The organism is Paenibacillus sp. J31R109 (assembly GCF_059692055.1).
On sequence record NZ_JCAUAR010000016.1, the window covers coordinates 133,944 to 147,486 of the forward strand.

Here is a 13,543-nt window from a genome sequence, read left to right on the forward strand (position 1 = left end):
GAAAAACGGGTTCTTCCTTAAAGGAAGAACCTGTTTTGGCGTTATGCTGATATTGAAATCGCTGCTTTTTTTCTGCGTGATAATGCGAGAACCAGATAGATGCCATAAAGTAGATAGATCACATTTAGTATCGATACGACAAGTACTACATGCTCATCCAGCGCAGGGTCGGTCATTTTAGCTAAAGCATCAAAAAGGAAATGAAAAAGGATCAATGGTAGGATATTCCCTGTCAGCTCGATTAATAGGGCAAGAATGAGCCCGAGTAAGAAAGCATTCACAACTTGCATGATTACTGCTAGTAGACCGTTCCCGCTAAACGCGTTTGCCATATGCAGGATGCCGAAGAAAATAGAAGAAAACATAATATAAAACAGTGAACTTTTGCCGCTCAGCTTTTCTTTGATCATGCCACGGAAGATTGATTCTTCGGTATAGCCGACCACAAGCGTGAATATGAGGATTAGCAACAATTCATCTACGCCAAGACTCGAGTTGAGTCCACCCATCAGAGGTTGCACGACAGCGATCGCAAGTAAAGGAAAATAGTAGAGTGCATGCTGATGTTCGCGTAAAATGAACCGTTTAAAGCCAAAGACAGCCATGGTGGTGTCTTTCCTTCTCATAAGCAGCGTAATCGCAAGCGCCATGATTAGAAATGCGCAGCCTTGCGCAGCCATAATCCCTGTATCCCCTAACTCGGCAATCGTAGCAATGGCTGCAGCGATGGATACAAGTAAGGTTAATACAACACCAAGCAGCATTGAGTACAGAATCGGCCGCCCCTGTGAAGGTTTACCCATTTTTTTCGATTTTACTGACATCCTATGTACATCTCCATTCTTGGAATTTTATAACAGATCCAGTATACACATAAATGGAAAAAGTAGGTGATTAATTTTATGACCGACTTACGCTGCGCTATTTCCCTTTAGATACAGGGGCAATCTCATCTATCCGATTCGTCCAAATCCCTCGTGTATACCCTTTAGGCAGTCGCTTCAAATCCTCTGGCGTATCAAAGGATTTCGTGGAAAATGCCTCGAAGATACCAATTGAACTAACTGGGAAAGTTAGTTGAATGAGATGGTAGTCAATTATTTGTTAGAAGTACTTCAAAACCTATTTGTCACCCAATACTTGACTTGTAGGTGAGTCCTATAAGTTTTTGTATTTAGGATTTATTGTAGAAGGTGTGCTGACAACATCTAACATCAGGACAATGAAATTTATCGGGGTGACATATGATTTACGTTATGCACAGGCGGTGTTCAAAGCAATGCGAATTTTTGATGATATATTTCCGATAGGCTTTTACCTTAGAATAAGCTTGCCTGTATTCGAATGGATTAATGCAACAAGTAGAAAGGGGGCTGCGAGCACGCATGCCAGAAATCAGGCTAACGCATTCGTACGATTGACTAAGGAGGAGAGCATCGCATATGGCTTTGACTCAGAGATTGAAGAAGTGGAGTTGGTTTGTTTATTTGCTGATTTTATCGCTTGTTTTTAGTGGTATGACATTTGGGTCCCTGTCGGCTCGCGCATCCGCTGCTTCATTTGTGGGGACGGATACGACTACGAAAGGGAATTGGGTGGGCACGTACGGGAGTGAAGGCTATGTATTGCCGTATTACGCGACAACTGCAATGAACAATAGGGATACGCCGCCTGCTGCTGATGTTGCGCAGTTGCCTTCTTATGTTAGCGCTTACAGTAAAACAGGGTCCAACTATTGGGTCTCTGGCAATCAGGCGGATCCACGAGGTCTGCAATCGCCGGACGGCAGTACGCGTAAAAGATTTCCCGTATATACGTACAGCACCATGTCCTTTTCGTTTACATTATCGGACAGCACAACGCATCAATTCTCCGTGTACACGACTGACTTCGGATCGACGGAGACGATCCAGATGGGGTTCGAGTTGCGCGACGCTGGCGGAGCAGTGCTTGATTCACGGACGATATCGACCATTAACGGCGGCAAATACGTGACTTATCGCGTGCAGGGCAGCTTTAAGCTGGTCGTTACGCTGCAAGCCGGTTCGCAGGCGCCTGTGCAGGGCTTTTTCTTCGATGCGCCGGCCGTACCGGATACGTCGGCGCCGGTATGGCCATCAGGTAGCTCATTGACCTCGTCGCAGGAGTCACCGTCTGACGTTCATCTAGCTTGGAATGCGGCAACGGACAATCGCAGTGTGACCCAGTACCGTATCTACCGCAATGGTACGCAGCTTGCAACTGTAGGGAGCAGCGTCTATACCTACGATGTGACAGGGCTTGTGCCGGAGACAGGGTACACGTTCCAGGTGCAGGCCAGCGACGCAGCCGGCAATTGGAGCGAGGACGGGCCAACCGTAACGGCCACGACCACGCCTGTTCCGACCTACTTTTTGGGGCAGGATACGATGACCAAGGGCAATTGGATCGGCACCTATGGTGGTGACGGATACATTCTGCCGTTTTTTACCGCCACGACTGCATCCGGCAAGGACGCGACGACACCGGCGCATATCGCGAGTCTCCCATCTTATGTGAGTGCTTATACACTCGGGGGCAGCAATGGCTATAATGTCGTGCAGAACCCATCTTCAGACGTGCGCGCGCTTTGGATGCCGGACGGCAGCATCCGTAAAATGATGACCGTTTATACGTACACTACGCTGACGCATTCGTTTACGTTGATGGACAACACCCCTCATCAGGTGAGCTTCTACACGACGGACTTCGGGTCGACGGAATTGAATGTCGAGAAGTTTGAACTGCTGGACGCAAGCGGCAATGTGCTGGATGCGCAGACGGTTGATACGATTAACGGCGGCAAATATGTCTCTTATCTGGTGAGAGGCAGCTTCAAGCTGCGGTTTACGAAGCTTGCCGGCACGCAAGCGAATGTAGAAGGCATCTTCTTCGATACGCCGATAGCGCCGACCGTGTCGGATCTGCAGGCCGTAATTGCCGGCACGCGTCAGGTAGCTTTGACGTGGACGGCTACGGGAAGCGACGATACCATCCTCCTGCGTAAAAAGCAGGGCGATGCCGATTTTACCCGAATCGGAAGCGTAAGTTCAGGCACGAGCACGTACGTCGATTCAAATCTAGAGCCGGGCGTCGTATATCAATATGGCATTCGCACCATTCGCCAATTCCGCTATTCGGACATTGCAGCACGCGCATCCGTTGCGATTCCAGTGTATGAAGCGACCAGTCTGAAATTTGAAGACACATCGCTGGTCGTCGATCATCCGAACGAAACCGTACAGCTTCGTGCCATTCTGAAGGACAGCGCCGGTGCTCCGCTCGTAGGCCAGTCCGTTTCGTTTGAGTTGGAAGGTGCTTATGTTGGCACTTATATTGACAAGAATATTGGCTCAGGCGTTACGGATGCAAACGGTGCGGCAACGATCTATTATACGCCGCTGTATGCCGGTTCTTATAAGATCAAGGCTGAGTTTGCTGTCGACGATGCCCAATTGTTGACGGGAAGCATGGATGCGATTCCGCTAATCGTCCAAGTAGAGGCTTGGGAGCAGCCTCCCGTCGTGCTGCGCATATCCGACGCGGTTGCTCCCGGCACGCTGTTTACCGTTTCCGGTTACGGCATGACTGCTTCCGAAGTCGAAGTTGCCATCGACGACTACGCGGAGCTCGGCGCCAACGCGCCGTCCGCCGGCGCTCGCTTGCTGGATGTCGTGCAGACGGATGACCAGGGCGCGTTTGTCGTATCGCGCTTGCCCGAAGACATGAGTCCCGGCGCATACGCCGTATGGATTCGCAACGCATATGGCTGGAGCGAGGCAGAGCCGCTGAACGATCCGCGACCACAGTTTATATCCGAGCGGGAGGCGTTTGAAGGGCAGCAGATCAAGCTTGTTGGCCGCAATTTTGATGCACGGGAATTCGGAGGTGCGGCTGCCGATTCGGCAATCAGGCTGAAGAGCGCTGCTGGTAGTGTGTATGAAATGCCGATTACCGAGCTGAATCCGTTTGCTGTCACCTTCACCGTCGATCAAGTTCCAACGCAAGCGTATTGGGTTGAGGTGCGCAATTACGCAGACGGCAATTGGGTGCGGCTGAATAACGGTCAACTGTTGACCGTAACGGAAGCAGGCGATGATCCGCTGGGGCTAGGCGTCGCCTGGGCCGCTAATTTCCACTGGAACGACGTGCATGATGTGACGGATTACGGCGCGACCGCCGACGGAACAACCGATGACACCGCTTCGGTGCAAAGCGCCGTTGATCAGGCGCATGAAGACGGAGGCGGCGTTGTATGGTTCCCGAATGGAACTTATCGGGTATCAACGATACGGCTCCCGGCTGGCGTCGTGCTCCTGGGCGAAAGCCAGACGGATACGGTGCTCGCCTATGCCGGTACCAGCACCGGCACGCTGATCGTTTCGTCCGGAGATGGCCAGACTGCCGGTCGTGCAGGTGTGGCGCGCATGACACTGGACGTATTCAATCCATCGGTCTATCCGGATTTCTTCATCTGGCTTGGCCATGCATGGGGAGCTACAGTGACGGACAATTCGCTTCGCACCGCAAGTGAACTGTTCGTTGCAGAAGTCGGCATCGATACACCGCTGGAGGCGATGACGGGTAAAGCGAGTGCCCTCGGCATCATTGCCGACGAGCATGTTGCTATTGTTCGCAATCATTTCAAAGGCAGGGCGGCGAGCATTGTGACGGGCTATGTCAACGCCTATGCTCAGGTGCTGGGCAATACGTTCGAATACGCAAGCGGAGCTACTCACATGCTAGCCCGTTATGTGATCGATGAGAACAATCATTTGATCGGGCACCCGATGGACGGTTTAGACATCCATGGCTTCAATGTCAAATCAGATTACTATGTGGCGGGTAACATTATGGAAGGAATCGGCACGCAGGAACGTGATAACAATGACGGCGAGATTGTATTGAATGAATCGCCAAGCGGCACGTTCAATTATGGCGAAGTATTGGGGGCTGCGGGTACGGAGCTGACCGTAGCGCCAGTCGCCCCGCTCAGTGTTGGAGCAACGGTGAGCGGCAACGTCTACAGCTATCCGCATCGTTACGGCCAATTGGCAGTCATCATCGTAGGGGGCCGAGGAATCGGGCAAGTGCGCGATGTGACGCAAGTGATCGGGAATACGATGACGGTGGCAACGCCTTGGGATGTTACGCCGGACCGGACGAGTAAGTTTTCGTTCATTGTTCCTAATGCCAGGGGGACAGTGTACCGGAATACCGGCATGGACAGCAGGGGTCCGATTTCTTTGTATGGCAACGCATTTGATAACGTTGTAGCTGACAATGTGCTCACCAATATGGGCGGAGCCGTTACCTATGGCTTCAACTCGCAGGCACAGCGTCGATTAAACAATACGTATTTTACGCGTTTCGATAACAATACGCTGATCGATACCCTTGCAGGAACGAGCTTTGGATTAGGGGTGCAAGCGGATAACACAGCCTATGCAGTGGAAGCTTTCGGCAGCGAATTCCGCAATAACCGACTGGTGGCCGATCAGAATGAGGATGCTTCCGGCTTCTTCATCCGAGCCGTGAAAGGCAGTACGTTCGATGTGCCAGTCGTTAGAAATACCATTATTGAGAATAACAAGTTTGTCAATTTGAAAACAGGGATTTCGCTGACGCAAGCGATTTACGGTCAGGTGCTGAGCGGCAACAGCTTCACGAATGTCTTGGCGCCACTTGTGGATGCAGGCTCTCTCAACACGGTTACAACTGCTAAGGCATACGCAGATGTGAGAGCTCCTTATTGGCCGGGAGGCAGCAGCGGATTGTCCACTGTTAACGTGACATCCACGGAATCGCAGTTGCACTGGCCTTCGGCTGTTGATACATCTGGTGCGGTTGTATCGTACCGCATCTATGCAGGCGGAGTCCTACTTGATACGGTAACCAATGTTACGGCCTATACGGTTAACGACTTGCTGCCGGCAACAGCATATACTTTCCGGGTAGTGGCTGTTGATGCGACAGGCAACTCAGTTCGTGATCCCTTGATGGGTTCCACGGTTACACTTCCTTGATTGGAAGACAACGCCAGACGTTCAATTCTTGTAGGAAGCTGTCTAAGCGGCACTCCAAAAAAATGACCATTGAAATGAAATCGGCATTGGCTTACGGTTGGATCCGAACATAAGACTGAAGGAGGAACAGATTTGTCGCGCAGTTTGGCTACAATTATTGGGCAAGTCTCGCAAGCGACGAGGCGAATGCCGATGGCGGAATGGAACTGGAGCGAAGGCGTAGCCCTGTACGGTTTGGTTTCGTTGTGGAAGGCAACGAAAGATGACGCGCTGCTGCAATATTTGAGAACGTGGATTGACGATCAATTGGTGCAAGGGCGTGTATTCGAAACCGTGAATGCGACGGCTCCGTGTTTCTCGCTAATCGAGCTGTATGTCGCTTCGGGCGAATCGAAGTATGCAGAGATTATCAAGTCGAGAACCGATTTCCTGATGCACAGGGCGAAGCGACTGGAGAATGGCGCATTTGAGCATACGCTCGTGGAAACGAACTTCGGCGGGCAGATGTGGGTAGATACGCTATTTATGGCCGGTTTGTTTCTGGTGAAGGCAGGGCTGCTATTCGAAGATCGAGCGGCGGTTGAGGAAGGACTTAACCAATATTTCCTGCATGTGCGTCATTTGCAGCAGGAGAACGGCTTGTATTATCACGGCTGGGATGAGGGCAAGAACGGGCCGATCGGCTGCTTGTGGGCAAGGGGTAACGCATGGGCGGCTATTGTGTCGGCGGAACTGCTCGTGCTGCTTCCGGATGCTGAGCCGGCACTGCAGGAGATTAAGGATGTTTTAACTCGGCAGTTGGCTGGCTTGTTGAAGTATCAAGACATGTCAGGTTTGTGGACGACGGTGATTGACGATCCGAACACGTATTTGGAAACGTCCGCCGCTGCCGGCATAGCGTATGCCATAAAGCGAGCGCTGCCCTTCGGTAACGTAAACGAAGCCCATACGGAGATGGCCGACCGCGCTGCGCGAGCTGCGCTTGCACACGTGGACTGGGAAGGCGTGTTCCGCGGTGTATCCGCCGGAACCGGGGTACAGAAACACGCCGGCGAGTACCACGTTATTGCACAGCATCGGGCGGAAGGTTACGGACAAGGACTTCTGCTGATGCTGCTGTCGGCGATGCTGACCGAAAGCGACGGCGCGTCAGAACAGGGGATTCGAGCATTCCATCGTGTAGATGATGCGCAAAGCCATGCGTAAATAGCACGCGATCAAAGAGCCCAAGAGCCTTGGGCTCTTTGCCATGCCTTTATTTGGCGCGGGAGAACGCTTCCGAAAATATGAAGATGCCGATGAAAACCGATCCCTGCTATAATTAAGCCGCACAGACCAACTATCCTGATGGAATGAAGAGCGGTGATAAGCCTATGAACCTTTTTCGTAAACTGATTAGACAACGACAAATTGCCTTGCTATTGCTTTTTTCCATCGTGCCGGTGATCGGTTTCGGAACGTTCAGCTATTACACCAGCCTGCGTCTGATCGAAGCGGAAGTGAAGCGAACGTCCGAGGTAGCGATCGCCCAGATGAAGGAGCAGGTCGACCAGTTGCTTCGGCAAATTGAAGAAGTGACGGGACAATTCTCCTTGCAAGCAGGGATGCTTCAATTCGTCAAAATCCAGGAAGCCCCAGCGCTTGGCACGCTGCAGGCAGTCAACGATATTAGACGCGATCTGGCCAATTTCTCATCTTCAATTCATGCGGTTGATTCGGTTTATCTCTATCACCGTAAGCAGAAGCTCGTGCTGACATCGAACGTGCTGTTCGACCTGGACAGCTTCCCCGATACATCCTGGCTGCCTATCCTACGGCAAACAGCGGTGGAACGCAAAACAAAGCTATGGATTACGCCACGTGCAATGAGCAGCGATGCAAGCAAAAATCTGGAAGCGCTTACGTACATCCTCCCATTGCCCTATTTCTACGAGGAGCCGGATGCGGCGCTTGTCGTCAACGTCAAGACCGGCGTCATCGCCGATATGATTCGCTCCTTTCCTTTTGACAGTCGTGGCGGCTTGCTCGTCTTGTCGCCCACGGGGCAGACCATTGTGCAGGCTGGCCAGCTCCGCCTGGAGAAGCCCGACACGATTGGCACCATGCTGACCGCTGGCACTTCTCCGGAAGACAGTCGGCCGGTCAAGCTGGATACGGAAGTCGGTGCCATGTACGTGACGACCGAACGCTCGGCGGCATACGGCTTCCTCTATGCCATGCTGATCCCTGCAGATGCGGCTTCCCACAATGCGCAATTGCTTAAAATATGGATTATTGCCGCAACGGCGGCGCTGTCGTTGTTGTCGCTGTTTGTTGCGTATTTCAATGTACGACGGTTTCAGAGCGGTTTGCGGCATATTTTCCTAACACTGCGCGGCAAGGGAGAAACGGGCGGTGACGACGATCGGGAGCCGTTCGATGCCGACTACGCGGAAGGTTTCGCCCGAATCGAGAACGGCATTGCCGCATTGATCAAGGAAATGGGGGACGTTCGCTCGCAATGGAGCAGCCAGCTGCCAGTGCTGCGCGACCATTTCCTGATGTCAGCGCTGCTTGGCAACAAAGCCGGCATGGACCCTTGGCTTCGTCAACAGCCAGCCGAGACGGAGCTCTTTCCGAATCCTGTGTTTTGCGTGCTTGTGGCCGAGATGGATGCGACCGGCGAGACCTCTCGTTTTCGCAGCGAAGAAGATACACGGCTTTTCTTGTTTGCCGTCGCGAATATTTCCCAGGAATTAATGCGGGACAAGTTTGCAACGGAAACGGTCATTTCCCGCCAGCATGTAGCCGTTATTCTGAACATGCCGCTGCTTGAAACCGATCGTGAAACGGTCAGGGCGGCGGAGTCGATTCGCTATGCGGTTTCGTCGTACTTGAAGCAGACGGTGACAATAGCTGTCGGCAGACCGATTAGCGATTTCCGCGAGCTGTCTGTCTCGTATCAAGATGCGGTGCATGCGCTTCAGGAAAATTGGCCGAAGGCGGGTAATGAAGTCGTTCGTGGGGGACAAGAGCTGGAGACGCCCGTCTCCGTGCCATATCCGGCCGAATGCGAAAGCGCGCTGCTTGCGGCAATTCGGGAAGGTGACCGCGTTCAGGCGGAACGGGAACTGAATGATTTTTTTGAAGGGCTCAGCGGCAGTCGTCTTCCCTTTGCGCTAATCAAAACGTATGCCATGCAACTGCTCGTTTCTGTCATTCGCTTGCTGCAAGAGTATGATCCCGACCTGACGCAGACGTTTCCAGGGCGGGGCCTGTACGCTGAATTTGCCCAAATGAACGCCACCCTTGCCATGAGCGACTGGTTCAGTGAAACCGTTATTGCACCGGGAATCGACTTTCTGTATGGGTTGAAGCGGCTGCGGATGGAAACCTTTATGGAACGGACGAAGAAATTGATCGAGGAACGATATGCACAGGACTTGTCGCTTCAGCTCGCCGCTGATCAGCTAGGTATTTCCCCCTCGTATTTGAGCGAGTTGATCAAGCAGCACTGGGGAGAAACGTTTATCGCGTACGTTACTCGTTATCGGATTGAAAAAGCGAAGAGCCTGCTGCTCAAAACGGAGCTAAACATCGCCGACATTGCCGCCGAGATTGGTTATGGCAATGCCACACATCTCATTCGTGTATTCAAAAAATCGGAAGGCATGACGCCCGGTGAATATCGCCAGCGGAGTCGTTCCTGATCGCACCGTATGCGCCGCAGCCCCCAACGCTGCGGCGTATTTCCATTTTATCGGCCACGAAAATGTGATGATTGCGTTGATATCGGAAGCAGCCGTAAGCTGATGACATCGGCAAATCGATGGCCGCATACGGCATTCTGCGGACCGACTGTCCGACAACCACATTGCGGCTTCTGTTGAGCGAACATGGCAAGACACGCTGGTCGTGTACAAAGGAGGATCGAACGTCATGCACAAAGGAGGAGTGAACAAGATGGAAATACGGCGCGCGATTCCAAAGACCGGAGAGTCGGGCAAGACAAGCAGATGGCAGGGGCAATGGCGCGTCTATAAACAGCACCGTGCGCTAATTGCAATGCTGCTGCCTGGATTGGCATTATTTCTGCTGTTCAGCTACGTGCCGTTGTACGGCATTATTATCGCGTTCAAGCATTTTCAGATTACAGAGGGCATTCTCGGCAGTCCTTGGGCCGGTTGGGAGAATTTTGAAAGGTTGTTTAAAGGAAACGGCTTCGTGAATGCGCTTCGTCATTCGGTGCTGATTGCTATACTGAAAATGGTGTTTGTGTTTCCAGCGCCGATTGTACTTGCGCTGCTGCTAAACGAGATTCGGTTAACCTGGTTCCGGCGGACGATTCAGACCGTGACGTATTTGCCGCATTTCTTCTCTTGGGTTGTGCTCGCCGGTATTCTGTTTCCGTTTCTCGGCAGCGATGGTGGATTTAATAAACTGCTCAGCTTTTTCGGCATTTCGGAGCAGTTGTGGCTGTTGGAGCCGGACTATTTTTACGGCACCATCGTGCTGACCGACATCTGGCAGTCAGCCGGTTGGGGGTCCATCGTTTATTTTGCGGTTCTGGCATCCATTGATCCCAGTCTCTACGAGGCTGCGATTGCTGACGGGGCAAGCCGCTGGCGGCGCATCTGGCATATTAGCCTGCCATCGCTTGCGCCGACCGTTATCATTATGTACTTGCTATCCATTGGTCACTTCTTGTCGGTCGGCTTTGATCAAATTTACAACCTGATGACGCCGCCTACTTCAGGCGTAGGGGAAATCCTCGATACTTATGTGTTACGCCGGCTGCTCACGATGGATTACGAGCTCGGTACCGCAGCGGGGTTGTTCAATTCAACGATTGGCCTGACGCTGGTGCTTGTTGCTAATGCACTCGTCAAGCTTTATGACAAGGAGAAGGGACTATGGTAGCGGAAAGGAGGAGAGATTGTGAAAGCAACTTGGGGCGAGCGAACGTTTGATGGGATCAATGCTATTCTCTTAATACTTTTTGGGCTTACTACGCTGTACCCGTTGCTGTATATCGTTACGCTTTCGTTCAGCACGCCGGCGGATGCGATGGCGATGAAATTTTATTGGTTTCCGCTTCATCCGACTCTGATGTCATATGAAAAGGTGCTGTCCCATCCGGATCTGATGTCGGCATACGTCAACACGGTGATTCGGACCGTCGTCGGCATCGCGATTTCGCTGACGATGACAGCGATGATTGCTTATCCCTTGTCCAGACGCTCGTTTCCGCATAGGAAGATGATTATGAAGCTGTTCGTCTTCAGCATGCTGTTCAGCGGAGGCACAATTCCGATGTTTTTACTGGTGAAAAATCTCGGCTTACTTAACACCCTATGGGCGCTCGTATTGCCTGGCGCGGTGTCGGCCTTCAATATGATTGTGATGCGCAATTTTTTTGAGGGGATCCCGGCCGAAATTATCGAGTCGGCACGCATCGACGGCGCATCAGAGATGAGGGTGCTGCTGCGCATTGTACTGCCGTTATCCGTGCCGGTGATGGCCGTCATGGCGCTTTGGGTGGGCGTCGCGCACTGGAACCACTGGTTTGATGCGCTGATCTACACGCAAGACAACCGATGGCAAGTGCTGCAGTTGTTCTTGCGCAGAACTGTCGTCGATGCGACGGTGTCGCTGACACCAGGAGAAGACATCAATCGGATTCGCGAGGAATATACACCGGAGTCGCTCAAGGCGGCTACAATTGTGGCCGTGACGCTTCCGATTTTGTTCCTGTACCCGTTCATCCAGCGTTATTTCGTCAAAGGCATCATGCTCGGTTCGGTCAAAGGCTAGGCCTTGGGCCTTGCGTTACGGGACTGACATGCCGATATAAAACCATAACCATATCCATACAGGAGGTTACGAGATGTTTGCAAAAAGAGGGGTAAAAGGGTTAACAGTGCTAGCCGCAGTCTGCTCGTTGGCTCTTACAGCATGTTCGAACGGAGGGGGAACGACTACATCCACGGCTTCGCCGAGCGCAGCAACTTCGGAGCAAGCCAAGCCGATAGAAATCAAATGGATGGTGCCATCGGCAGATTTGACGCCGAATTCCCGAACTGTCCAGGTATTGCAGGAGAAGTTCAACGTCAAACTCAACTACTACTCGATTCCGCAAGCCGACTACGTGCAGAAACAGCAAATTTTGCTTACTTCGGGCGATGTGCCTGACGTCATGTTCATTTACGATCCGAATCAATTATTCAAATATGCAAGTCAAGGTCTGATTGCTGAGATGCCGGTAAAAACAATCGAGCAGTACGCGCCCAAAACGAAAGGTGTGCTGGACAGCTTTGCTAAGCAGGGCTGGTTCTATTCGAATCTAAACGGCAAAAATTACGGCTTGCCAACCACGTACTACACGGGGCAATTCAATGCGAAACAAGGTTGGCGAATGGATTTGCTGAAGAAGGCAGGCGTAGACAAAATTCCGGAAACAATCGACGAAATGACGGCTGCGTTTGCTAAGCTGAAACAAATCGGCGTGTACGGCATGTCGACCAACGGCAACTCGTACTACTTTCAATTCTGGTCTATATTCGGCGCTTACGGCGTCATGCCGACACAGTGGATGCTGAAGGACGGCAAAGTAGTCAACGGCGCGGTCGTGCCGGAATCGAAGGAAGCGCTAACCTTGCTGGCAGACTGGTACAAAAAAGGCTACATCGATCCGGAATTCGTTACCGGTAAAGATCTCGATAAGAAGCTAGTTGAAGGCAAGGTGGCCTATACGCACAGTACGTCTATGGCTGCGTTCGACGCGAGCAACCCGCAATCAGCGCTGTCCTCCATGAAAAAAATTGCCCCGGATGCGGATTTCCAAGTGGCTCCGCTGCCGAAAGGACCGCGTGGTCAACAAGGCGGCTGGGCATGGGGAACGGCGGGCAGCGTTTTCGCCTTCGGCAAACAGATGGATCAGCAACCGGAGAAGGTCAAGAAAGTGCTCCAAATCATGGAAGCGATGCGCAATGACGAGCAGGTGTTCATGGATGCCGGCGTCGGCGTGAAAGGAACGCAGTGGGATTATAACACGCCGTCCGACCCGCAAAGCGGCATAAAGTTCCTGCCTCCTTATGACGATGTCGCCAAGCTTGCGACCGAGGGGTTGAAAAATAACTTCGACACGCTGTTTGCTGGCGGTCCGGCTCCTGCGATTTTTGAGAAAGCGCTAGGCAAATCGAGCGTTGAACTGCTAAATAAGTACAACAAACCGGTATGGGACATTTTTGGTAAATCTGATGTGCTGCCGTCTTCAGGCAAATATTGGGCCGACTTGACGAAGCTGAAACTGGATATCTACGCCCAGATTGTGCGCGGTGACAAGCCTATTTCGTATTTCGACGATTTCGTCAAGCAGTGGAATGACATGGGCGGTGCCCAGCTGGAGAAGGAAGCGAACGATCTTTACAAAACTGTTCAAGGCGGCAAATAACGAACAGCTATAGTGGCGGCGCGCGGCGGTGCGCCGCCGTTTGCATTTCGTCGAAAGCGGCGGAACG

Annotated in this window: 7 protein-coding genes and 1 pseudogene; 6 read left to right on the plus strand and 2 right to left on the minus strand. The window is 52.2% G+C overall.

Annotated elements, in window-relative coordinates:
• Positions 1-41 precede the first annotated feature (41 nt).
• Entirely contained in the window at positions 42-824 is a 783-nt protein-coding gene (locus AC58QT_RS28720; protein WP_497411971.1) for a CPBP family intramembrane glutamic endopeptidase, read from the minus strand.
• A 97-nt stretch (positions 825-921) separates the two neighbouring features.
• A pseudogene (locus AC58QT_RS28725) lies at positions 922-1,023 on the minus strand (glycerophosphodiester phosphodiesterase family protein); the annotation flags it as partial.
• A 419-nt stretch (positions 1,024-1,442) separates the two neighbouring features.
• Here AC58QT_RS28725 and AC58QT_RS28730 point away from each other — a divergent pair.
• The 6 genes from AC58QT_RS28730 to AC58QT_RS28755 all read left to right on the plus strand — a co-directional run bounded on the left by AC58QT_RS28730 (position 1,443) and on the right by AC58QT_RS28755 (position 13,476).
• Positions 1,443-6,044: a fibronectin type III domain-containing protein gene (locus AC58QT_RS28730; RefSeq protein ID WP_497411972.1), complete on the plus strand. Its 4,602-nt coding sequence runs from the start codon at positions 1,443-1,445 to the stop codon at positions 6,042-6,044.
• Positions 6,045-6,176: 132 nt separating this feature from the next.
• Positions 6,177-7,250, plus strand: a complete 1,074-nt coding sequence (locus tag AC58QT_RS28735; protein ID WP_497411973.1) for a glycoside hydrolase family 88/105 protein — start codon at positions 6,177-6,179, stop codon at positions 7,248-7,250.
• A 167-nt stretch (positions 7,251-7,417) separates the two neighbouring features.
• Positions 7,418-9,733: a helix-turn-helix domain-containing protein gene (locus tag AC58QT_RS28740; protein ID WP_497411974.1), complete on the plus strand. Its 2,316-nt coding sequence runs from the start codon at positions 7,418-7,420 to the stop codon at positions 9,731-9,733.
• A gap of 253 nt (positions 9,734-9,986) precedes the next feature.
• Positions 9,987-10,943: an ABC transporter permease gene (locus tag AC58QT_RS28745; RefSeq protein WP_497411975.1), complete on the plus strand. Its 957-nt coding sequence runs from the start codon at positions 9,987-9,989 to the stop codon at positions 10,941-10,943.
• An 18-nt stretch (positions 10,944-10,961) separates the two neighbouring features.
• Positions 10,962-11,837: a carbohydrate ABC transporter permease gene (locus AC58QT_RS28750; RefSeq protein ID WP_310499450.1), complete on the plus strand. Its 876-nt coding sequence runs from the start codon at positions 10,962-10,964 to the stop codon at positions 11,835-11,837.
• Positions 11,838-11,910: 73 nt separating this feature from the next.
• On the plus strand, positions 11,911-13,476 hold the full coding sequence (locus AC58QT_RS28755; RefSeq protein ID WP_497411976.1) for an extracellular solute-binding protein: 1,566 nt from the start codon (positions 11,911-11,913) through the stop codon (positions 13,474-13,476).
• Positions 13,477-13,543 lie beyond the last annotated feature (67 nt).